The organism is Pseudomonas nicosulfuronedens (assembly GCF_005877905.1).
Taxonomy (GTDB): domain Bacteria; phylum Pseudomonadota; class Gammaproteobacteria; order Pseudomonadales; family Pseudomonadaceae; genus Pseudomonas; species Pseudomonas nicosulfuronedens.
In genome coordinates this window covers 204,512-226,800 of record NZ_SWDV01000003.1, presented here as the reverse complement: position 1 = coordinate 226,800, position 22,289 = coordinate 204,512, and the positions used below count along the sequence as shown (strand labels likewise).

General features: G+C 63.4%; 23 protein-coding genes. 9 read left to right on the top strand and 14 right to left on the bottom strand.

The window, feature by feature from the left end; genetic code table 11:
- Nucleotides 1-4: 4 nt before the first annotated feature.
- Nucleotides 5-1,306, top strand: coding sequence for an FkbM family methyltransferase (locus FAS41_RS04935; protein ID WP_171049437.1), 1,302 nt, complete (start codon nucleotides 5-7; stop codon nucleotides 1,304-1,306).
- Nucleotides 1,307-1,335: 29 nt separating this feature from the next.
- Here the strand turns inward: FAS41_RS04935 and FAS41_RS04930 are convergent, their stop codons facing one another.
- The 8 genes from FAS41_RS04930 to flgF form a co-directional block, all read right to left on the bottom strand.
- Nucleotides 1,336-1,941 (bottom strand): class I SAM-dependent methyltransferase, encoded by a 606-nt coding sequence (locus FAS41_RS04930; protein ID WP_138520508.1) that lies wholly within the window; start codon nucleotides 1,939-1,941, stop codon nucleotides 1,336-1,338.
- 23 nt (nucleotides 1,942-1,964) lie between these two features.
- Entirely contained in the window at nucleotides 1,965-3,560 is a 1,596-nt protein-coding gene (locus tag FAS41_RS04925) for a flagellar hook-associated protein 3 (RefSeq protein ID WP_246084810.1), read from the bottom strand.
- Between the two features lie 10 nt (nucleotides 3,561-3,570).
- The gene (flgK, locus tag FAS41_RS04920; RefSeq protein ID WP_138520507.1) at nucleotides 3,571-5,568 is read right to left on the bottom strand and encodes a flagellar hook-associated protein FlgK; all 1,998 of its coding nucleotides are present in this window, start codon (nucleotides 5,566-5,568) and stop codon (nucleotides 3,571-3,573) included.
- A gap of 34 nt (nucleotides 5,569-5,602) precedes the next feature.
- Nucleotides 5,603-6,844, bottom strand: a complete 1,242-nt coding sequence (gene flgJ, locus FAS41_RS04915) for a flagellar assembly peptidoglycan hydrolase FlgJ (RefSeq protein WP_138520506.1) — start codon at nucleotides 6,842-6,844, stop codon at nucleotides 5,603-5,605.
- A gap of 10 nt (nucleotides 6,845-6,854) precedes the next feature.
- Nucleotides 6,855-7,922: a flagellar basal body P-ring protein FlgI gene (locus FAS41_RS04910; protein ID WP_246084817.1), complete on the bottom strand. Its 1,068-nt coding sequence runs from the start codon at nucleotides 7,920-7,922 to the stop codon at nucleotides 6,855-6,857.
- A 110-nt stretch (nucleotides 7,923-8,032) separates the two neighbouring features.
- Nucleotides 8,033-8,725: a flagellar basal body L-ring protein FlgH gene (gene flgH, locus FAS41_RS04905; RefSeq protein WP_138520505.1), complete on the bottom strand. Its 693-nt coding sequence runs from the start codon at nucleotides 8,723-8,725 to the stop codon at nucleotides 8,033-8,035.
- Nucleotides 8,726-8,767: 42 nt separating this feature from the next.
- On the bottom strand, nucleotides 8,768-9,553 hold the full coding sequence (gene flgG, locus FAS41_RS04900; RefSeq protein WP_138520504.1) for a flagellar basal-body rod protein FlgG: 786 nt from the start codon (nucleotides 9,551-9,553) through the stop codon (nucleotides 8,768-8,770).
- Nucleotides 9,554-9,610: 57 nt separating this feature from the next.
- Entirely contained in the window at nucleotides 9,611-10,354 is a 744-nt protein-coding gene (gene flgF / locus FAS41_RS04895) for a flagellar basal-body rod protein FlgF (protein WP_138520503.1), read from the bottom strand.
- Nucleotides 10,355-10,777: 423 nt separating this feature from the next.
- Here flgF and FAS41_RS04890 point away from each other — a divergent pair, with 423 nt between their 5' ends.
- From FAS41_RS04890 to FAS41_RS04875, 4 genes are all read left to right on the top strand, one after another.
- Nucleotides 10,778-12,370 carry a flavin monoamine oxidase family protein gene (locus FAS41_RS04890; protein WP_171049436.1) on the top strand — a complete coding sequence of 531 codons (1,593 nt, stop codon included), beginning with the start codon at nucleotides 10,778-10,780 and terminating at the stop codon, nucleotides 12,368-12,370.
- 11 nt (nucleotides 12,371-12,381) lie between these two features.
- A complete protein-coding gene (locus FAS41_RS04885; protein ID WP_138520502.1) occupies nucleotides 12,382-12,822 on the top strand; it encodes a c-type cytochrome in 441 nt (146 codons plus the stop codon).
- Nucleotides 12,823-12,825: 3 nt separating this feature from the next.
- Nucleotides 12,826-13,335 carry a RidA family protein gene (locus FAS41_RS04880; RefSeq protein ID WP_138520501.1) on the top strand — a complete coding sequence of 170 codons (510 nt, stop codon included), beginning with the start codon at nucleotides 12,826-12,828 and terminating at the stop codon, nucleotides 13,333-13,335.
- 96 nt (nucleotides 13,336-13,431) lie between these two features.
- A complete protein-coding gene (locus FAS41_RS04875) occupies nucleotides 13,432-15,150 on the top strand; it encodes a thiamine pyrophosphate-dependent enzyme (protein ID WP_138520500.1) in 1,719 nt (572 codons plus the stop codon).
- A 95-nt stretch (nucleotides 15,151-15,245) separates the two neighbouring features.
- Here the strand turns inward: FAS41_RS04875 and flgE are convergent, their stop codons facing one another.
- Genes flgE through flgB form a run of 4 tightly spaced genes read right to left on the bottom strand, consistent with a single transcriptional unit; the run spans nucleotide 15,246 to nucleotide 18,155 of the window.
- Complete coding sequence (gene flgE, locus FAS41_RS04870; RefSeq protein WP_138520499.1) at nucleotides 15,246-16,553, bottom strand: flagellar hook protein FlgE; 1,308 nt, start codon at nucleotides 16,551-16,553, stop codon at nucleotides 15,246-15,248.
- 27 nt (nucleotides 16,554-16,580) lie between these two features.
- Entirely contained in the window at nucleotides 16,581-17,276 is a 696-nt protein-coding gene (flgD, locus tag FAS41_RS04865; protein ID WP_425049019.1) for a flagellar hook assembly protein FlgD, read from the bottom strand.
- 22 nt (nucleotides 17,277-17,298) lie between these two features.
- Complete coding sequence (flgC, locus tag FAS41_RS04860; RefSeq protein ID WP_045212156.1) at nucleotides 17,299-17,742, bottom strand: flagellar basal body rod protein FlgC; 444 nt, start codon at nucleotides 17,740-17,742, stop codon at nucleotides 17,299-17,301.
- A gap of 5 nt (nucleotides 17,743-17,747) precedes the next feature.
- Entirely contained in the window at nucleotides 17,748-18,155 is a 408-nt protein-coding gene (gene flgB / locus FAS41_RS04855; RefSeq protein WP_138520497.1) for a flagellar basal body rod protein FlgB, read from the bottom strand.
- Here flgB and FAS41_RS04850 point away from each other — a divergent pair.
- Nucleotides 18,154-18,474, top strand: coding sequence for a hypothetical protein (locus tag FAS41_RS04850; protein ID WP_138520496.1), 321 nt, complete (start codon nucleotides 18,154-18,156; stop codon nucleotides 18,472-18,474). The two genes, flgB and FAS41_RS04850, sit on opposite strands and share 2 nt — an antisense overlap.
- A gap of 124 nt (nucleotides 18,475-18,598) precedes the next feature.
- Here FAS41_RS04850 and cheR read toward each other — a convergent pair whose 3' ends face one another.
- Nucleotides 18,599-19,420, bottom strand: a complete 822-nt coding sequence (gene cheR, locus FAS41_RS04845; RefSeq protein ID WP_138520495.1) for a protein-glutamate O-methyltransferase CheR — start codon at nucleotides 19,418-19,420, stop codon at nucleotides 18,599-18,601.
- A gap of 122 nt (nucleotides 19,421-19,542) precedes the next feature.
- Nucleotides 19,543-20,481 (bottom strand): chemotaxis protein CheV, encoded by a 939-nt coding sequence (locus FAS41_RS04840; protein ID WP_045212160.1) that lies wholly within the window; start codon nucleotides 20,479-20,481, stop codon nucleotides 19,543-19,545.
- A 136-nt stretch (nucleotides 20,482-20,617) separates the two neighbouring features.
- On the opposite strand from FAS41_RS04840, the gene flgA reads away from it, so the two are divergent.
- From flgA to FAS41_RS04825, 3 genes are all read left to right on the top strand, one after another.
- On the top strand, nucleotides 20,618-21,307 hold the full coding sequence (gene flgA / locus FAS41_RS04835) for a flagellar basal body P-ring formation chaperone FlgA (protein WP_138520606.1): 690 nt from the start codon (nucleotides 20,618-20,620) through the stop codon (nucleotides 21,305-21,307).
- A gap of 141 nt (nucleotides 21,308-21,448) precedes the next feature.
- Nucleotides 21,449-21,763, top strand: a complete 315-nt coding sequence (gene flgM / locus FAS41_RS04830) for a flagellar biosynthesis anti-sigma factor FlgM (RefSeq protein WP_045212162.1) — start codon at nucleotides 21,449-21,451, stop codon at nucleotides 21,761-21,763.
- Between the two features lie 43 nt (nucleotides 21,764-21,806).
- Complete coding sequence (locus tag FAS41_RS04825) at nucleotides 21,807-22,268, top strand: flagella synthesis protein FlgN (RefSeq protein ID WP_138520494.1); 462 nt, start codon at nucleotides 21,807-21,809, stop codon at nucleotides 22,266-22,268.
- Nucleotides 22,269-22,289: the final 21 nt, after the last annotated feature.

The window sequence follows — 22,289 nt, the reverse complement described above, 5'->3', positions numbered from 1 at the left end:
TTGTGTGATCATCCCCGTAGGCCCAGGCCATCAGGACATCGTGAGCCGCGCGAAGGACTCGGTCGCCCGAGCGGTCGCCCATGGCCAAGGTGCCTTCAACGAAATCCAGGTACTGGAGATGGATGACAGCCAAGGGCTACTCGGCCGCTCGCATGTTCGCAACCTGGCGGTCAAGGAAGCCGGGAATCGCGGTATCGACTGGCTGTTCTTCCTCGACGCCGACGATGTGATGTGCCCCAGCGCCTTTGTTGATGTCGCCAGTCTGCTGCCGACCCATGACGCCATTTGGGGAGCCATTTTCGTCGCCGATCTGAAGGCGGGCCAGGTATCGCGGCGCGAGAACCAGATCAGTCCGATCGATAGCCTGGAGCAGGTGCTGCTGAACGATCCCTACCTGACCCTGCAGATGGGTCACTTCGTTCGCCAGGGCGTGGCTGAAGCGAATGCCTTCAATACGGAACTCGATACCGGCGAAGACTTCGACTACTACCTGCGCCTCTGGAAAGACCAGCGCTGCGTCAAGATCGATACCCCCCTGTTCCTCAACATCCGCGGACAGCATTCGACCGGCCCACGTGCAGCCAGCGGCAACGACTGGCGTGAGGCGATCAATCAAGTGTTCGCAGACTTTTGCCGGAACAACGATGTGGTTGCGTCGATCCCTCTCAGAGAAGGCAGTCTCTCTCTGCGCCTGAGCAATACGCTGGACCCGATCCAGACCCTACTGGCTGGCGAGCGTCTGCATGACGGGGAGGAGCTGATCGAGGTGCTCCGCCGGCTACCACAGGATGCCCAACTGATCGACGTGGGCGCTCACCTGGGTAGCCATTCGCTGTTCCTTGCGCTCGCCGCCAATGCAGCCTCACTCGATAGCTATGAGGTGAACCCGGAACTGGCTCAATACCTGGAGTACAACCTGCGCCTGAACGAGCTTGACCCGGAACGCTATCGAGCTCACCAGATCATTGTCGGCGCGGGTCCGAACAATCCGGATAAAGCGGAAAGCCTGTTTGGCCGCATGGATCTGAAGGATTACAGCCAGGCGCAAGGTTCTGCGCTGGACAGCCTGCACCCCGAGACTGGCTGCCACCTGCTGCGAATCGATCGCCCCGGCCTGGAGATCGGCATCCTTCGTGGCGCCAGGGATCTGATAGAGAGGAACCGCCCACTGATCCTGGTGCGCGCCACTAATGACAACAAGGACAGACTCGTTTCCTGGAGCGTGGAAAACGGCTATCAGGTAGCACGAGCATTCGAGTATACGCTCAGCACTAACTACCTGCTGGCGCCGAACAAAGGGGCCTGATCCCGACCGTCGGGGAGCCCCTCACGGGGTCATCCCTTGCGGCGGTATACGTGAACAGTCAGGCGCACATCGCGCCCGACATTGAAGGCCGGAGTGTCATAACGGGCATACACGGCCTTGCCGTATCGCTCCAGTTCGAAGCCCTGACGCAACATGGCCCCCACATAGGCCTCTGGATCACGATTGAAGATCGGCGGATTGCCATCTCGTCGCCAGCGCTCATCCATCACCTCCCCAATCACCACTCGGTCCACTGCTGCACAGATCGGCGCCAGGAAGCGTCCCAGTTCCTCGTCGGGAATATGGCAAGCCACGGTGTAGATCAAGGCGGTCCCCGCCTTCGGCAATTCCGCTCCGGGCTCGATACATTCGAAGCGATAGCCGGGATGGTTTTCACGCGCCGTGCTGACCGCCGAAACGTTGACATCCACTCCCAAATAGCTCTGTGCAGGGAATGCTTTGCACAGACGGCCATATCCACACCCGACTTCGAGCACACCATCAGTGGCATCGATCATCTGACTGAGCATCAACCGGACATCGAAGCCCTCTGGAAACTCGCCGCCAACATCTGGAATGACATGCCTGAGGCCTTCAGCGTTCCAGAACGCCGCTAGTTCTTCGAGGGTTGCCATGCTACTTCTCTCCCGATACCGAATTAGAGTTTGTTGAACAGGCTCAGCTGGCTGATCCGCGCGAACGCGGCCTGGGCCGCCTCCAACATGGTCTGCTGCAGCACCAACTGCGATGTCGCGGCGGCCATGTCGGTGTCACGGATCGATGACTGCGTGGTGGTGTTGGTCAGGGCCAGGCTCTGATTTTCCTGGTTCAGCACATCGATGGTGTTGAGCCGCGCGCCAATCGAGGACTGGGTGGCGAGCACCTGGTCGCTCGCCTTGTCCAGGTTGGTGATCGCCGTCGCCACCATGTTACGGATGTTCAACTGGGCCTGCGGATCGCCTGCCGTGGACGTATTGAGCGCGTCGCGCAGGTCGCCGATGGTGTTGAGAATATTCTGCCGTTCAGGCGAGCTGGCGGTGACGCTGAACTGATCGCCGGCAGCCGGCGCTGCACTGATGCTCATATCGACGCCGGCCACGGTGACGGTCTGCGGGAAGGTTGCGCCCAGAGTGCCGGTGGAAAGCGGCGTGGCCCCCTGGTTGGTGGGCAGCGCATAAACCTCGAAGGCGGTGGCACTGGTGAACTTGAGCTGCACGCCACTGCTGGGGAACTGCGTGGTGTAGGCCGTGTTGTTGCTCACGGTGGCCGAGGTGATCTGCGCGGTGGAAGTATTGGTGGCACTGCGCTTGATCGACAGGGTGTCCGGTGCGGTACCGAAGCTGAAGCTGTAGCCATTGACCAGGCTGTCCATATTGCTGGCGTCGTCGCTGGACGGCAGCGAAACGTCGAGCTGGAACTGTGCGCCGCGGAAGCTGATGGCATTGCTGTCGGTGGACGTGGCGTCGTAGGTACCGTTGGTGGTGGCCTCGCTGGTGACGTCGTTACCGTCCTTGTCGAGGATCTGGTACTGCGTGCCGCTGAGCACGTTGAGGGTGTACGGCGCACCGTCGCGGAAGCTGGCGTTGTAGTTGCTGTCGCTGGTCACCGTGCCCTGGGACAGGAACACGCGTTGGGTACCATCGGTGCTCGGGTTGCTGGTCACCGAGCTGACGGTACGGCTGGCGTTGGCGGCCATCTCGAAGATGCTCCAACCGTTGTCGTTGGTCGACATGGTCAGGTTATCGGAGATCTGCAGCTTGAGGGTGCTCTGGTCGCCCTGGTAGCTGAAGCTGCCGTCGGCGTTCTGCACGAAGGGCTGCACGGTGCTCTTGCTGCCGGAGAACAGGTAGTTGCCGCTGGCGTCCTTACTGTTCATCAGGGTCAGCAGCTGGTTCTGGATCTCGCCCAGTTCGTCGGCGATGGCGCCGCGGTCCTCGTCGGTCATCGAACCGTCGCCGGCGCGCAGCGTCAGTTCGCGGGCGCGCTGCAGGGCGGTGGTGATGGAGTCGAGAACACTCTGTTCCTGGTTCAGGCTGTTGGTGGCACTGGTCATGTTGCCGCTGTATTGGGTCAGCAGCGCCTGCTGCTGTTCCAGTTGTAGCAGACGTGCGGCGCCGACGGGGTCGTCCGCCGGAGTCTGGATACGCGTGCCGCTGGAGATCTGCTCCTGCAGCTTGGCCAGGCTGGCATAGCCGCGGTTGTAGTTGTCGATATTCGAATTGAAGATCTGCGGGGTGGAAATTCGCACAACCATTTCAGCCTCCTCAGATGTTGTTGATCAGGGTGTCGAAGAGCGTCTGCGCGGTCTTGATGATCTGCGCGGAGGCCGTGTAGTACTGCTGGAACTTCACCAGATTGGCCGCCTCTTCGTCGAGGTTCACTGCCGACAGCGAGTCACGGGTGCCCTGCGCATTGGTCAGCACCGCTTCAGTGGCGGTGGCGTCGAGCTTGGCCTGGTTGGCCGTGGCGCCAACGGTCTCGGTCAGGCTGCTGTAGGCGCCGGTCAGGCTCATGCCGCTACCGCTGCCCGTGCCGCTGCCGACGGTCTTGCTGGTCTGCAGGTCGATGAGCTTCTGCGCGTTGGTGTTGTCGGCGTCGCCGTCGCTGTTGAAGGCCACGGAGAAGCTGTCGCCCTCCCCCGGATAACCGGCGATGGTGGTCTCGAAGGTGAACGACGGCGTTCCCGGCACGGTGATGCTGAGGTCATTGCTCTGCCCCGGCACGATATTGCCGGTGCCCAGCGAATTACCCGCCGAGTCGTAGATGGTATAGCCCTGGGTGCCACCGCTGGCCGCGTCGAACACCAGCTTGACCGGCAGGCCAGCCTTGATCGCCGCCGACATGGCCGCGCTGTTGGTCGAGTCCAGCTGGGAAGTCAGGCTGGTGCCACTGATGGTGCCGCTACCGATGTTGCCGGTGGTGGTGCTGGCGGTCACCGCCGAGGCGAAGGCCAGGCGATTGGAGTCGGTCATGGTGACCGAGATGTCCGAAGCGGCGGTCCGGGTCGGGATCACCGTGAAGCGGTCGCCGGCCTGCACGGTGCCGACGCTCTGCTGGCTGATGCTGAAGCCGTCGAATTCCTTGGGCGGATTATCGGTCAGATCACCGCTGCCCAGCACCGTGCCGTCGGAGGAGCGCTTGATGGTGTAGCCGGTGGCAGAGGTGAAGGTCACCTCATAGTCACTGGTGGTCAGCGCGCTGCTGTCGGTGATGTTGACGTTGAGGTTGCCGGTACCGGTGTTATGGGTGTTGGCCAGGCTACGGTTGCCGATGACGCTGGCGTCGTTGATGTCCTTGAACAGCTGCGCGCCGAAATTGCCGTTCAGGTCCAGGCCCTGGGCGAGCTGGCTGTTGAAGGTATCGGCGAGGACGATGGCCATGCGTCCCAGTTCGTTCTGGGTCGTGTCGAGCACGTCGCTGCGGTAGCGCAGCAAGCCGCCCATCTGTCCGCCGGTGACCACCGAGGTGACGTCCATGGTCGAGCTGCCGGAGCTCAGGCTCAGGCTGAACTGCGACGGGTTGTTGGCGCTCGGGCCTGCGGTCAAGGTAGAGGAATTGGCTCCCACCACCAGAGGCTGGCCGGAGCCCAGGTAGAGGTTGAGGCTGCTACCCTGCTTGACCACGCTGACGCCGATCATGTCCGACAGCTGCAGTACCGCCTGGTCGCGCTTGTCCTGCAAGTCGTTGGCGCTGGCGCCGCCCGCTTCGGCGGCGATGATCGCCTGGTTGTACTGGGCGATGGTCTTGGCCAGGTCGGTGACCTGCCCGGCCAGGCTGTCCATCTGGGTGTTGACGTAGCTGTTCTGGGTGCCCAGCTGGGTGGAAATCGAGTTGAAGCGCTGCGCCAGGTTCGCGGCCTGGGTCAGCACCAACTGGCGCGAGGCGGCGTCTGTCGGCGTCGCCGCGGCGGTCTGCAGCGAGGCGAAGAAGTTCTGCATGACCTTGGACAGACCGGTGGTGCTGTCGGACAGCAGCGAATCGATCTGGTTGACCTGAGACAGGTAGGTCTGCGCATCGCTGTCCACCGAGGTGGCACCGCGCAGCTGGTTGGCCAGGAACTCGCTGTACATCCGGCGGACGTCCTGCACCGTGGTACCGGTGCCGACGTAATACCGCCCCGCGAACTGCTCGGCGGAGGTCACCTGCGACGTCGTCTGGCGGGTATAGCCGGCCGTGTTGACGTTGGTGATGTTGTTGCCGGTGGTGCTCAGCGCCGCTTGCGAGGCGTTGAGGCCGGACAGTCCGATGGATAAGAGGCTCATGGTCTTTCCTTAGCGCAGTCCTTTGTACAGGGCTTCACAGTGTGCGAGTCGGGGTGTCGGCCATCGCAACGGTCTGGTAGACCTGCATCTGCTTGGCGATCTGGTTCACCTTGCGCGCGTACTGCGGGTCAGTGGCATAGCCGGCGCGCTGCATCTCCTTCATGAACTGGTCCGGGCGCGCAGCGGAATCCAGTGCATCCTGATAACGGTCGTTGTTCTGCAGGAAGCTGACGTAATCCTGGAAGCTCTGTTCGAAGGAGTTGTAGGCGCGGAACGACGCCACCTCCTTCACTTCCTTGCCTTTCTCGAATTCGGTAGTGGTGGCGCGGGCGGAGTCGCCCTTCCAGCTCGAGCCGGTCTTGATGCCGAACAGGTTGTGGCTGCTGCTGCCGTCGCGCTGGGCAATCATCTTCTTGCCCCAGCCGGTTTCCAGCGCGGCCTGGGCCACCAGGTAACGCGGGTCGACACCGATGCGCTTGGCCGCGCGCTCGGCCATGGGCAGCATGGTGCTGATGAAGTCGTCGGCCGAGGCGAACATCGACTTGCCCGGCCTGGTGGAGATCGCCGAGGTATCGACATCGGCCACCGGCACGCTGGTGTCGATCTGCTTCGTATAGGCCTGATTGCCACGCCAGTCGTTGCTGGCCAGCTGCGCCGGCTGGTTGGCGGTGGAAGCCACGGAGCCGTCGGCACCCGGCACGATGCCCGCAGCGATACGCTGGGCGAGCTTGCCCGGCAGCGCGAGGCGACGAGCATTCAGCGCCTGGCGATCGTCACGGCCAGCGTCAGGTTGCGGCAAGGCCTTGCCGTTGGCGGCAAACACGCTCGGGGTCTTCTGCCGGTCGGACGCCGCGGCGGTGGCCGCTGCACTCTGGGTACCGTCAGTGGCGGACTGTACGCCAGCCTGGGCAAAGGGATTGTTGCCGGTGTGGCGGACGCCCTGCATCTTTTCCATCTGCTTGACCAGCACGTCGGCCAGGCCGATGCCATGCCCCTGGGTGGCCAGGGACACGGACAGCTGATGGTCGTACATGTCCTGGTACTGCTTGGCTGCTTCGCTGTTCATCGGGTTGTCCTTGGCGAACACCTCGTTGGCCGAACGCATGGACTTCAGCATTTCGTTCATGAACAGCGACTCGAATTCCTGGGCGACCTTGCGGATGTTCCCGGCGCTGTCGCGGTTCGCGCCGGTCTTCATCGCCGACAGGCGATTGAGGTCGGAGTAGGAACCGGAGTCGGTGGTCGAGGTACCAGCAGAAAGCAGTCGGGCGTCCACGGCGGCGTCCTCAGATCACGATCAGGTCGGCTTGCAACGCGCCGGCCTGTTTCAGGGCTTCGAGGATCGCCATCAGGTCGCCGGGCGCGGCGCCCACCTGGTTAACGGCGCGTACGATTTCATCCAGCGTGGTGCCGGGGCCGAACTTGAACATCGGCTTGGCTTCCTGGTTGGCGCTCACGTTCGAGCGCGGCACCACGGCGGTCTGGCCGTTGGAGAACGGGCCGGGCTGGCTGACGATGGGGTCTTCGGTGATGGTCACGGTCAGGCTGCCATGGGTCACGGCGGCCGGCGACACGCGCACGTTCTGACCAATCACGATGGTGCCGGTGCGCGAGTTGATGATGACCTTGGCCACGGCTTCGCCGGCCTGCACGTCGAGGTTCTCCAGCACGGACATGTAGTCCACGCGCTGGTTCGGGTCCAGCGGCGCGCTGACGCGCACCGAGCCGCCGTCTACGGCCTGGGCGACACCCGGGCCGAGCAGTTCATTGATGCGGTCGACGATGTGCTTGGCGGTGGTGAAGTCCGGGCGATTGAGGTTCAGCGTCAGGGTATTGCCCTGGTCGAAACCGCTCGGCACCGCACGCTCGACCGTGGCACCGGCAGGAATGCGACCGGCCGACGGCACGTTGACAGTGATCTTGGAGCCGTCACGGCCTTCGGCATCGAAGCCGCCGACCACCAGGTTGCCCTGGGCGATGGCGTAGGTCTGACCGTCGATACCCTTCAGCTGGGTCATCAGCAGGCTGCCGCCGCGCAGGCTCTTGGCGTTGCCGATGGAAGAGACGGTGACGTCGATGGCCTGGCCCGGTTTGGAGAAAGGCGGCAGGTCGGCATGGATGGACACCGCCGCGACGTTCTTCAGCTGCACGTTGCCCGAACCGGCCGGCACCTTGATGCCGAACTGCGCCAGCATGTTGTTGAAGGTCTGCAGGGTGAACGGCGTCTGGGTGGTCTGGTCGCCCGTACCGTTGAGGCCAACGACCAGGCCGTAGCCGATCAACTGGTTATTGCGCACGCCCTGGATGGTGGCGATGTCCTTGAGCCGTTCGGCATGGGCGGCCGGCACGACCATCAACGCACAGAGCAGCACCAGGCTGCAGGAGCTAGCTTGCTCGCGAACCCGGCGGATCAGAGACTTCGCGAGCAAGCTCGCTCCTACAGTGATCATCACATTCACCCTGCTCAGAACGGGAACAGCGGGCTGAGGAAGAAGCGATCGAACCAGCCCGGTTGGCTCGCATCGGCGAACGCACCGGTGCCCGAGTAGGTGATGCGCGCGTCGGCCACACGGGTGGACGACACGGTGTTGTCGGTAGCGATGTCGTCGGCGCGAATCAGGCCAGCGATGCGCACCAGCTCATTGCCGGTGTTCAGGGTCATCCACTTCTCGCCACGCACGGCGAGGATGCCGTTGGGCATGACATCGGCCACGGTCACGGTGACCGAACCCGTCAGGCTGTTGCTCTGCCCGGCGGCGCTGTCACCCTTGGCTTCGCGGTTGCCCGAGTACTCGGCGGAAAGGCTCAGGTCGCCGCCGCCTACCGGGTTGTTGGTGGTCAGGCTGCTGCCGAACATCGAGGTCAGGCCGAGCTTGTTGCTGCTGTCCTTGGAGATGTCCGAGTTGGCTTTCTTGCTGGCCTGGGTCTTCTCGTTGAGGGTGATGGTGATGATGTCACCCACGCGGAAGGCCTTGCGGTCGCCGTAGAGGTTGTTCTCGAACCCGGCCTGGTAGATCGATCCGTTGTTCTGGGCGGCCGGCGCAGGCGTGCGCGGCAGCACCGGAGCGTAATAGGGATCGTCCGGCTTGGGCGGAGGGCTCACGCACCCTGCCAACGCGGCGATGGCCAGCAGCGGAAGGAGGTGGGAACGGTTCATCTACAGCTACCTCTCGGGGAGAGCGACTACGGGATCAGCGGGTTACAGGTTTTGCGTGACGAAGGAGAGCATCTGGTCAGCGGTGGAGATCACCTTGGAGTTCATCTCGTAGGCGCGCTGGGTGGTGATCATGTTCACCATCTCTTCCACCACGCTGACGTTGGAGTTCTCCAGGGTGTTCTGCAGCACGGTGCCCAGGCCGTTCAGGCCCGGGGTGCCGACCTGGGGCGCGCCGCTGGAGGCTGTTTCCAGGAACAGGTTGTCGCCGGTGGCCTGCAGGCCCGCCGGGTTGATGAAGTCGGCGGTCTGGATGTTGCCGATGATCTGCGGCGTGGCGTTGCCGGCGACGGTGACCGAGACGGTGCCGTCGTTGCCGACGGTGAAGGTCTGGGTTTCCGCCGGGACGACAACGGCCGGCTCCAGGGTATTGCCGTTGGAGGTGACGATCTGACCGTCGGAGTTCAGGTGGAAGCTGCCGTCACGGGTGTAGGCGACGGTGCCGTCCGGGGTCAGCACCTGGAAGAAGCCGCGACCGTTGACCGCTAGGTCCAGCGGGTTGTCGGTGGTCTGCAGGCTGCCGGCGGTGAAGTTCTTCTGGGTGCCGACGATGCGCACACCGGTACCCAGTTGCAGGCCCGAGGGCAGCTCGGTGTCCTGGGTCGAGTTGGCGCCGGGCTGACGCTTGATCTGGTAGAGCAGGTCCTGGAACTCCGCGCGGTCGCGCTTGAAGCCCGTGGTGGACACGTTCGCCAGGTTGTTCGAGATGGTGGTCAGGTTCATGTCCTGGGCGGACAGACCGGTCTTGCTGACCCAAAGTGCCGGAAGCATGTCGTTCTCCTCGGGCGCCGGATTCGTGGCGCCTCGAACGGTTAATCAGGTTCTAAATCAACTGAACTGCAAAACACGCGCCATCGACTGGGAGTCTTCTTCGGCGGTTTTCATCATCTTCACGTGCAATTCGAACTGGCGAGACAGCGCCAGGATCGAGGTCATCTCGTCCACGGCGTTGACGTTGCTGGCCTCCAGCACGCCGGACTGCACACCGGCATTGGCGTCGGCCTGCGGGGCGGGCTGGCCCGACTTCAGGCGAATGAGGCCGTCGCTGCCTTTCTCCAGCTGCTTGGGATCGAGCGTGACCAGCTTGATGCGGTCGACGGTGGCCAGCGCGTTAGGTTGGTTACCCTGGCCGCGGACGGTGATGGTGCCGTCCTGGCCGATGTCGATCTTCTCTTCCGGCGGAATCGCGATCGGCCCGCCATTGCCCATCACCGGCATGCCGTCGCCGGTGCGCAGTTGGCCGAGGGCATCGATTTCGAGGCTGCCGGTGCGCACATAGGCTTCGCCGCCGTCCGGCGCCTGTACGGCAATCCAGGCATCGCCCTTGGCAGCCACGTCCAGGTCACGGCCGGTCTCCTGCAGGGAGCCGGTGGTGAAGTCGGTCGCCGGGCGTTCGCTCATGGCGAAGACGCGCGCCGGAAAGCTGTCGCCGAACACGGGCATGGCGCGAGCTTGTTCGAAGTCGCGGCGGAAACCAGTCGTCGAGATGTTCGCCAGGTTGTTGGCGTGAGCCTGCATGGCTTTGGTGTTCTGGCTCGCGCCGCTCATGGCGACATACAGCATTCTGTCCAAGGCATTCCTCCAGTGCCGAGTCGAATTCCCGGCGGTGCTGGAGTGGAGCTAGCAAGGGCTATGCCAGACCCACAACAACCACATAATCAATTGATATTTAAAGAATTTTTAAAATATCCAGCATCAGCCCGCTACTGAATGGCCGGGAAGCGGCGACAGACTGCCGCCACCGGCAACGTGACGCCAAGTTGAAGAAGTCACTCTTCAGAGGCACGCCCTATCAGAGGGGCTACCTGGAAAATTCTTCGCTCGGAAGAAGTTGAGCGTCCGATTCTTCGCTGTGTTCTGGCCGATCGTTCCACTTCATTCCCACTCAGCCCATCGCCCAAGGGGACGATGCTAATTAAGGAAGACCGGCCCAGCCGGCAGTAGCCACTCAGCTTCTGGTGGCCTTGTTCACTCTCGACGTGAGTACTTCCGAAGATGGTCCATTCCGCTACTGTCACCCGGCGCAATCTGCTGTCCATGATCGGCATGGCTGCCGGCGGCGCCGTGCTGTACCAGGCCACGACCAGCCTGGGCTACGCCGCGGTACCGCCCTACCGCGGGCCGATGAAACTCGAAGGCGCGCCCAAGGGCGCCAGCGTGTTGATCCTCGGCGCGGGCATCGCTGGCCTGGTCTCGGCCTATGAGTTGCGCAAGGCCGGCTACAAGGTGCAGATTCTCGAATTCAACGCCAAGGCCGGTGGCCGCTCCTGGACGCTGCGCGGCGGAGATGAGTTCACCGAACTGAGCGGCATCAAGCAGGTGTGCCGGTTTGACAAGGGCCAGTACATCAATCCCGGTCCGTGGCGCATCCCCTACAACCACTACGCGATGCTGGACTACTACAAGGAACTGGGCGTCGCTATCGAGCCTTTCTTCCAGGTCAACTACAACGCCTATGTCCATGCCTCCGACACTTTCAGCGGCCAGCCACAGCGCTTGCGCCATGTGCAGTGCGACTATCAGGGCGGCGTCTCGGAACTGCTGGCCAAGGTGGTCGGCCAGGGCACCCTCGACTCGTCGCTGACCAAGGAGGACCAGCAGAGGCTGCTCGAATCGCTGAAGGACTTCGGCGCCCTGGACAGCAACTACCGCTATTCCAAGAGCCTGGTCTCCAGCGCGCGGCGCGGTTACGAGATCGACCCCGGCGGCGGCCTGATGCCGGTGGCGAGCTATTCCGAGCCGACGCAGCTGGGCGACCTGCTCAAGTCCGGCCTGTGGGCGGCAATCTCCCAGGGCCAGCTGTATGAATTCCAGACCGCGCTGTTCCAGCCCACCGGCGGCATGGACATGCTGCCCAGGGCCTTCGAACGCGAGCTAAAAGCGGTCCTGCAATTCAACGCCAGGATCAGCAGGATCGAGCAGACCGACAAGGGCGTCACCGCCACCTACACCGACCTGAAGACCGGCAAGACCCAGCACGCCAGCGCCGACTGGTGCATCTGCACCCTGCCCCTGTCGATCCTCAGCCAGCTCGACATCAATGTCAGCGACAAGATGAAGGCCGCCATCGCTGCCGTTCCCTATGACACCGCTTTCAAGGCCGGCATCCAGTTCAAACGGCGCTTCTGGGAGGACGATGAGCGCATCTACGGCGGCATCACCCGCACCAACCTGCCGATCAACCGCATCAGCTACCCCATGGCCGGCATCAACCAACCCGGCAAGGGCGTTCTCATGGCGGCTTACACCTTCGGCGCGGACTCCTACAAATTCACCGCCATGACGCCGGACGAGCGCCTGCAGAAGGTTCTCGAATACGGCGCGCAGATCCACCCGCAATACCACGATGAGTTCGACAACGGCATCACCGTCGGCTGGCACCGGGTTCCCTGGAGCAACGGCTGCTACGGCCTGTGGACCGAAGAAACGCGCAAGGAGCACTACGACAACCTGTGCCAGATCGACGGCCGCATCCTCCTGGCCGGCGAGCACGCTTCCTACATTCCCGGCTGGCAGGAAGGCGCCGCCCTCTCCGCCCGCGACGCTGTCACCCGCCTGCATCGGCGCATCGTCGGCTCAGCCTCCTGAGGATTACTGCCATGCAACCACGCCATTCCTTCTTTGCCCTGCTGACCCTGCTTCCAACCCTTGCGCTGGCCGGCCCCGACCCCATGCGCCGGGACGACGCGATCTTCCAGAACGACCACAACAACTTCACCAGCACCGACGGTGCCGTGCTTTACCAGTCCATCTGCCAGGGCTGTCACATGCCCGAAGGCCAGGGCGCCCACAGCGGCGCGGGGATGTATCCCAAGCTCGCCGACAACCCACGCCTGGCCACTCCGGACTACCCCGCCACCATCATGCTCAACGGCTTGCACGGCATGCCCAGCTTCAGCGCCGACCTGAACGACACGCAGATTGCCGCCGTCGCCAACTACGTCACCACCCACTTCGGCAACAAGAGCACGCAGACCATCACCGCGCAGCAGGTCAAGGAACTGCGACCGCCCAAGCCCATCACCTACCAGGAAGGCTGACCGATGAAACGACTCCAATGCTTCACCCTGCCGCTTGCCCTCATCCTGCTGGCCGGTCCGCTCTACGCCAGCGCCGCCGAGGTGATCCGCTACAAGCTGCCGGACTCCAACTTCCCCATCGCCCTGGCGGTGGAGGTGCCCGAGGGTTCCTCGGAAATCCATGTCAGTGGCCTGACGCCCGGCGCCGTGCCGCAGAAGGACCTCTCCGGCGCCACCGTGGTGTACGGCGATACCAAAACCCAGACCATCAGCGTCCTTCAATCCATCCAGAGCACCCTCAAGTCCATGGGACTGGGCATGGATGACGCAGTGAAGATGCAGGCCTACCTGGTGGGCGACCCGAAGCAGGGCGGCAAGATGGACTTCGCCGGCTTCATGGAAGGTTACAACCAGTTCTTCGGCACCGCGTCTCAGCCCAAGGTGCCGGCGCGCTCAGCCATCCAGGTGGCCGGTCTGTTCGATCCGGGCTGGCTGGTGGAGATCGAAGTCACCGCCGTACGCAAGAAGCCCTGATCCGCCATCCCCGCCAACGGCCCCGTCAGCAAGGGGCCGACGTGCGCACCGAAGAGGCACACACACCCCCTTCCCTGAAGATCCAAGGAACCCGATATGAGCCAGACAGTGGCAGAACTCATGGTCGACATCCTGCTCAGCGCAGGTGCCAGACACTGCTGGGGAATTCCCGGCGATACCCTCAACCATTTCACCGACGCCCTGCGACGCCAGGGCAAAATCCGTTGGGTACACGTGCGTCACGAAGAAGCCGGCGCCTTTGCCGCTGGCGCCGAGGCGTTGATCAGCGAAACCCTGACCCTGTGCGCCGGCAGCTGCGGGCCGGGCAGCCTGCACTTCATCAACGGCCTGTTCGAGTCCCACCGCAACGGCGCGCCGGTGGTACTGATCGCCAGCCAGATCCTCAGCGACACCCAGGGCACGGACTTCCCCCAGGAAGTCGACTTCCTCCAGGTCTACAGCCGTTGCAGCGTCTACTGCGAAGAAATCCACAGCCCGCAACAGGCCGTTCAGAAGACCCGGCAGGCCGTTCAGGAAGCGCTGAACAAGCGCGGCGTCGCCGTGCTGGTGCTGCCGGCCGACATCGCCGGCATGCCTGCGCCGACCGGCGCCAAGGCACTGCCACCGATCAGGCCCCGGCCCAGAGTGAGACCGGCCGACGACGAACTGCAGCAGATCGCCGCGCTACTCAATGCCGGCAAGTCCGTTGCCATCTATGGCGGCATCGGTTGCGCCGGGGCACAGGACGAGGTGAAGAAACTGGCAGCAGCGCTGCAGGCACCCATCGCCCACAGCTCCCGCGCCAAGGACTTCCTCGAACCGGACAACCCGTTCAACGTCGGCATGATAGGCATGATGGGGCACGAGTCCGGCTGCTATGCCGTCAGCCAGTGCGACACGCTGCTGATCCTCGGCTCGGGATTCGCCTGGCGGCAGTTCTACCCGGAGCACGCGACCATCATCCAGATCGACCTGGAAGCCAGCCATCTCGGCCGCCGCCATCCGATCAGCCTCGGTGCGGTGGGCGATGTGCGCAGCACCGTGGAGGCGCTGCTGCCGCTGATCACCCCGCGCCAGGAACGCAGCTTCCTCGACCACTGCCGGGAGCGACACAGCAAGGCACTGGATGGCCTGCGCGAGCATGCCCAACCAACGCACAGCGGCTTGATCCGCCCGCAGTACCTGACCAGCCTGATCGACCGCCACGCTCCGGCGGATGCGATGTTCACCGCCGACGGCGGTTCACCGATGATCTGGATCCTGCGCTACATCAGCGCCCTGCCGGGCCGGCGTACCCTGGCCAGCCTGGTGCACGGCACCATGGCCAACGCCATGCCGCAGGCCATGGGCCTGAAGGTCGCCTTCCCGGAACGTCAGGTCATTGCCCTGTGCGGCGACGGCGGCCTGTCGATGCTGATGGGCGACCTGCTGACACTGGTCCAGGAGAAAATTCCGCTGAAGCTGGTGGTGTTCAACAACAGCGCGCTGTTCTTCGTCGAACTGGAGCAACGGGTGGAAGGCATGCTCGACGCCTTCACCAACCTGCAGAACCCCGACTTCGGCCGCGTGGCAGAGTCCATTGGCTTGTGGGGGCGCAAGGTGACGCACTGCGACGAGCTGGAGGCAGCCGTCGTCGAATGGCTGGCGCAGCCCGGCCCCGCACTGCTGGACGTGGTGGTGAATCAGGAGCTGGTGATGCCGCCCAAGGTTGCCCCCGAAGCGGTCAGGGGCATGGCCCTGTATGCCGCCAAGGCAGTCATCAGTGGGCACGCCGGTGACGTGGTGAAGATGATCGAGAACCACCTCGCTCGCTGACCACTCACCCGCTGACGCGCCATTCGCAGCAAGGCGCGCGGTAAAGAAAAAGGCCCCGCCGGTTTACCCGGCGGGGCCTTTTCTCATGACGCCGATCAGCGCAGGTTGATGATGGTGTCGGAGATGGTGCTTTCGGTCTGGACGGTCTTGGCGTTCGCCTGGTAGTTGCGCTGCGCCACGATCAGGTTCACCAGCTGCGCGGTGAGGTCGACGTTGGAGTCTTCCAGGGTGCCCGAGCCGACCGAACCGAGGGTGCCGGAAGTCGGCGTGCCGATCACCGCCTCGCCCGAGGCCAGCGACTGCTTCCAGCCGGTATTGCCCACCGGAGTCAGGCCCTGGGTGTTGGCGAAGTTGGCCAGGATCACCTGGCCGATCACCTTGGACTGGCCATTGGTGTAGGTGGCGTACATCTGCCCGTCTTCGGCGAACGACAGACCGGACATCTGGCCAGTGGCGTAGCCGTCCTGGGTCACCGCAGTCACGGCGAAGGAGCCATTGGTCTGGGTGGTCTTGGTCAGGTCGATGCTGATGCCGCCGGTAGCGCCCGCTGCGCCGTTGGCGCCCCAGGTCACCGGGCTGGTGGTGGAGTTGGTGACGGCCGCCGGGGTCCAGCCAGTCAGGGTCAGGGTCTTGTCGGCGTTGACGGTCATGCCGGTGGAAGTGATGCCCGTCAGCTGGCCGGCGCTGTTGAAGGTGATGTCACTGCTCAGCGGCGTGGTGCTGGTCGGGGTCTGCGGGTTGCGACCGTCCACCAGGGTGTACATGCTCCAGTTGTTGGCGCTGTCCTTGACGAAGTAGTTCGTCATGGTGTGTGAGTTGCCCTGGGAGTCGTAGATATCCACCGAGGTCGACCAGTTGTAGCTGTCCGAGTCGGTCGCATCGAACGGCGTGGTGGTCGGCGTGGTGGCGTTGGAGTTCAGGCTCAGGGTCGAGGTGATCGTGGAGGTCGGGCTCGGCGGCTGGTTGGCGGTGTCGACCTTCAGGTCGGTGATCACGCCGTTGACGATGTTGCCGTTGGCGTTGACGCCGTAACCCTGCAGGCGGTTGCCCGAACCATCGACGATGTAGCCGCTGGCGTCGGTATTGAAGGTGCCGTTGCGGGTGTAGACGCGGCTGCCGTTGTCGCTGGTCATGAAGAAGCCGTTGCCGCTCACTGCCAGGTCCAGGCTGCGACCAGTGGTGCTCAGGTTGCCCTGGGTGAACTGCTGCGAGACGGCCTGGGTGACCACGCCGTTACCCACGGCAATGCGGCCAGTCCCGAGCATCGAGGAGGCGTAGAGGTCGGCGAACTCGGTGCGCGACGACTTGAAGCCGGTGGTGCCGACGTTGGCGATGTTGTTGCCGGTGACGTTCAGGTCCATCGACGCGGCGTTGAGTCCACTCAGGGCGGTATTGAAAGACATGTGTTGCTCCTGTGCCGAAACGCGGCGTTATTTTCCGATGGTCTGAATGCTGGAGGCGGAAACGGCGCCGATGCCCGCCAGGTTCAGGGACATTTCCCCGCCGTTCTGGCCGAGCGTGACGCTGTTGACCGTGGCCGGCAGGTAGGTGGTCAGGGCGGTACTGGTACCGTCCAGGCTGGCGGTGGCCTTGACGGTGTAAGTGCCGGCACCCACCAGCTCGCCGCTGTCGTCCTTGCCGTCCCACTTGAAGTCGATGTTGCCGGCCTTCTGGCTGCCCATGTCGACGGTGCGCACCAGGTCGCCGGAGTCGTCGTAGATCTTCAGGGTCACGCCGTCGCCGCCGGACGGCATCACCAGGGTGCCGTTGACGCCGGCACTCGGGTCGTCGACCTGTACCTTGCTGGAGTTGACGATCACCGAGCGGCCGACCAGCGAGGAAGCCTGCAGGGCCTGCGACGACTGGAACGAGGAATAGAAGGTACCCAGGGTGGTATCCAGGTTCTGCATGCTCTCCAGGCTGCTGAACTGCGCCAGCTGGGAGACGAACTCGGTGTTGTCCTGCGGGTCCAGGGGGTTCTGGTTGTTCAGCTGGGTGACCAGCAGTTGCAGGAAGGAATCCTTGCCCAGCGCGCTGGTCCCGGTCTCGGTCGTGGACGACGAGCTCTTGGACCCGGCGTTCAGCGACGTCAGGACCGAGTTCGACGTGGTGTTATCGGTATTGATGCTCATGGGGCGTCCTCTGCGCTTACTGACCCAGGGTCAGGACCTTCTGCATCATCTGCTTGGCGGTGTTCATCATTTCCGCGTTGCTCTGGAAAGAACGGCTGGCGGAGATCATGTCGGCCATCTCCTCCACCACGTTGACATTGGGGTAGTAGACGTAGCCGTCCTTGTCAGCGGCCGGGTGGTTCGGCTCGTAGCGCGGCACCAGCGGGCTCTGGTCCTCGACCACGCCCAGCACCTGCACACCCGAACCCGCCTGGTCGGTCTCGCCGAACAGCGAACCCTGGTCGCCGCCCTGGGCGTTCTGCAGCATGGTGGAGAACACCGGGTGACGGGCGCGGTAGGTCTGGTCGATGCTCGAGGAGACGCTCTCGGCGTTGGCGATGTTCGACGCGGTGGTGTTCAGGCGGGTGGTCTGGGCACTCATGCCGGTACCGGCGATGTTGAAGACACTGGCGAGCGACATGGCGATTACTCCCCGCGCAGGGCGTTCATCAGCCCTTTGAACTTGCTGTTGAGGAAGGTGAACGAGGCCTGGAACTGCACGGAGTTCTCCGCGTAGTTGGCCTGCTCGATCTGTTCGTCGACGGTATTCTGGTCGACCGAAGGCTGGTTCGGGATGCGGTACTTCAGCGACTCGTCACCCATGCCGAAACCATCAGCGGCAATGTGATGCGAATTGGTCAGGGTCGCGCTGAAGGTGCCGTTCTTCATCTTGTCCGACTGGGCCGCCAGCACCGAGGCGAAATCCAGGTCGCGCGCCTTGTAGTTGGGCGTGTCGGCGTTGGCCAGGTTGTTGGCCAGAACTTCAGCGCGCTGGGAGCGGAAGCTCAGCGCTTGCTGGTGGATGCCGAGGGCTTTGTCGAAGCTGATGCTCATGGTCACGAACCTGTTTGCCGGTGTGGGCTTGCCAACACTTCAGCAAGGTGCGTGCCATATTTTCATTCCCTTTATTTTCAAGGGTTTGAGCGAATCTTTAGAGCGGCAAGAAGCGGCAAACAGCGGCAAAGCGGCAACTGTTTTCCTTGCCGCCAGAGGCAAGGCGGCAAGCTTGCCGCTGCGCTTTGCCGCCCTTGCTCGGCGCAGAACCGTCCCTGTAGGAGCGGACCTTGTCCGCGATTCCCGAGCACGAGATTCCGCCGTTCCAGAAAAAACAGGGCCACGCCCGGCGCCGGGCTTGTCGGCGGATCGCGGATAGGATCCGCTCCTACACAGGCCGATCCCTGCACAGGAGCGGACTTCGTCCGCGATCGGCTGAATGCGAATGCTGAATGTGAATGCAGTAGCAAGAGCCCCGCCCGAACAGGCGGGGCATCGGCCAATCACTTGGCCTTGTAGATGATCCCCGGGCTGCACTGGACCATCTGGTAATGGTCCGGCAGCGCGTTGAGCGCTTCGGATGCGCCGAGGAACAGATAGCCGCCGGGCTTGAGGGTGGCATGGATGCGCAGCAGGATGTCGCGCTTCACCTCAGCCGAGAAATAGATCAGCACGTTGCGGCAGAACACCATGTCGAACTTGCCCAGCGTCGCGTAGCTGTCCAGCAGGTTCAGCGCGCGGAACTCCACGCGACTCTTGATGGGCGGCTTCACCGTCCAGCGTCCGGGCGTCTTCTGGTCGAAGTAGCGCGCCAGGCGCTCCTGCGACAGGCCACGGCCGATGGCCAGGCTGTCGTACTCGCCGGCCTTGCAGGCAGAGAGCATGGAGCCGGAAAGGTCGGTGGCAACGATCTGCACACCCGCCTTCAACTGGCCGAGGTTGGTGCGCTCGAACTCGTCGATGGCCATCGATAGCGAATACGGCTCCTGCCCCGACGAACAGGCGGCCGACCAGATACGCAGGCGCTGGCCGGGCGAGGCCTTGATCATCTCTGGCAGCACGCGGTTCTTCAGTACCTCGAAGGGGTAGGTATCGCGAAACCACAGGGTTTCGTTGGTGGTCATGGCGTCGACCACCTGCTCGCGCAGCTGGCTGCGTATCTGGATCTTCTGTACCAGTTCGCCCAGGGACTTGATGCCCTGCTGCTCCATCAACTTGTTCAAGCGGCTGGAGACCAGGTACTGCTTGTTGGCGCCCAGGAGGATGCCGCAGGTCTTCTCCAGGAAATCCCGGAACAGCTCGAATTCAGAATTGGTGGATGTCACAGATAAGCCTCTTTGCTCGTGGACGGCTGCCGGCAATACGACGACAGCTGCCTGACCGGTGCTCAAAAAACCATAGACGATGCGGGCGGCACCGGCGCCACCCGCATCTCGTCACTCAGGCATCAGGCCGTCGCGCCATCCACTGCCTTGATGCGGTCCGACACGCGGGCCGCCAGGTCATCGGGACGGAACTTGGCGAGGAAGTCGTCAGCGCCGACCTTTCTCACCATCGCCTGGTTGAACACCCCGGACAACGAAGTATGCAGGAGAATGTGCAGATCCTGCATGCGCGGGTCGTGACGGATTTCCGCCGTGAGCGTGTAGCCATCCATTTCCGGCATCTCGATATCCGAGATCACCATCAACAGATCGCTGCCCGGATGCCCACCGGCTTCCACCATCTGGCGCAGGTAGTCCAGCGCCTGGCGGCCGTCGTTGAGCGCCAGCACTTCCACGCCGACGGTCTCCAGGCAACGCACCAGCTGCTTGCGTGCCACGGAGGAATCGTCCACCACCAGCACGCGCTTGCTCACCGCGCGGGCCTGGGTCTCGGCATCCAGCACGCCTTCGGAGATGTCCTCCGAGGTCGGTGCCACTTCGGCGAGGATCTTCTCCACGTCGATGATTTCCACCAGCTGGTTGTCCACCCGCGTCACCGCCGTCAGGTAGTGATCGCGGCCGGTCCCCTTGGGTGGCGGATGGATCGACTCCCAGTTCATGTTGACGATGCGCTCCACCGAATGCACCAGGAAGCCCTGCACCTTGGTGTTGTACTCGGTGATGATCACGAAGCTGTTGGCAATGTCCCGCAGGGCGTGACGCCCCGTGGCCAGCGCCAGATCGAGGATCGGAATGGTGCCGCCACGGATGTTCGCCACCCCACGCACCACCTGGCTGGACTTGGGCATCACGGTCAGGCGGGGGCACTGCAGCACCTCCTTCACCTTGAACACGTTGATCCCGTACAGCTGGCTGCCGTTCAAGCGGAACAGCAGCAGTTCGAGACGATTCTGGCCAACCAGCTGCGTACGCTGGTTGACCGAATCCATGACTCCGGCCATTGAGCCTCCTGTGCACGCAACGCCGCCCGACTCACGAAGGCGGCATGACCATTGCTTGGATCGTTGCATGAAACAGGCAACGACATTTTTCCGACAGCTGAGACCCGCGCGCGCCCTGATGGCTGCGCTGCTCGGCATGACGGGTGCGCTGACCCTCTCCCCGGCTGGGGCGGAAGGCTTCACCGCGCCTGAAATCCTTATCGGCTCCACCCAGGGCTTTCTTGAGTTCAAGGTGGAAGATTATCTGCAGACTTCGGGCATAGACGCGCGCTACGAGATTGAAGTCGCACGCATCGACCCCCGCCTGCGCCTGACGCAATGCGACAAGGACCTGACGCAGAAGCTGGAAAGCCCGGCACAGCCCGTTGGTCGGGTCACCGTGCGGGTGCTCTGCGAGGGCAGCTCGCCCTGGACGGTGTTCGTGCCGGCGACGGTCAAGCTGTTCCGTCAAGTTGTCGTCACCACCCTGCCGCTGCAGCGCAACCATGTCGTCGAACCGGGTGACGTCAGTGTCGTCGAGCGGGACGTCGGCCAACTGAGCCAGGGCTACCTGACCGATCCGAGCCAGGTGGTCGGCATGAAGCTCAAGCGCCCAACCGTCAACGACCAGGTGCTGGCGCCGGTCTTCCTCGAACAGGCGGCGGCCGTGCGCAAGGGCGACCAGGTGGTGATTCGCGCCAGGACCAGTGCGATCAACGTGTTCATGCCCGGCGAAGCGCTGTCCGATGGCGTAACCGGTGAGCAGATCCGCGTGCGCAACCTGCGCTCCCAGCGTATCGTCAGGGCTCGCGTGGTGGAGCCGGGGACCGTGGAAGTCAGCCTGTAGCGCTCGACCTCGGGCTTTTTCTGGCATGATGAGCGCAGCCCTCTGCAAAATGTGCTCAGGCGCACGAAAATTCGGCCTAAAGTTTCTTTCAGGACGGCCGAAAAGCTTGGCAAGCGTCCAATACCTCCAGAGGTTTCCACCATGGTCATCGACTTCAACCGGCTGAACCCGGCCTCTACGACAGCCAGCACTGGCCGTAGCAGTGCTGCCCAGAGCGGTCGCAGCGAAGCCGCCGCAGAGAATGCCTCCGTCAACGCCCCGGCCAAGAGCGGCGAGTCGGTACAGCTGAGCGACACCGCGCAGCAACTGCAGAAAGTAAGCGATCAACTGAAGGACCAGCCCGTGGTCGACAACGAGAAAGTGGCCCGCATCAAGGCGGCCATCGCTGACGGCAGCTACCAGGTCGACAGCCAGAAAGTCGCCAGCAAGCTGCTCGATTTCGAATCCCAGCGCTGAGTTCACTCAGCGCCTGGTCAACCGCTAGTACGCCGAGCCCAAGATGTCCGATGCCCTGCTTTCCCTGATCAACGGCGACATCGAAGCAGCCAGCAACCTGCTGCAGCTGATCGACGACGAGTACCAGGCGCTGCAAGCACGCGACCTGGACCAGCTGCAGAAGCTGCTCGACAGCAAGCTGCCGCTGCTGCATCAGCTCGAGCAGAACGGTCGCATCCGCACCCAGGCACTGCAACAGGCCGGCGTCAGCGCGGACAGCAAAGGGCTTGCACAGATCGCCCAGGCGACCGGCAACACCGCTCTCACCGCTCGTGCCGAAGAGCTCGGCGCCCTGCTCGAACGCTGCCAGGAAGCCAACCAGCGCAACGGCCGCATCATCCGTTCCGGCCAGGCCAGCACCGAGCGCACGCTCGATATCCTGCGCGGCCAGGACACTCCTCGACTCTATGATCGCTACGGCGGCTCCACCCAGAGCAACCGCCAGCGCCCGCTCAGCCAGGCCTGAACTTCTCTGGCCTGAAGGCCC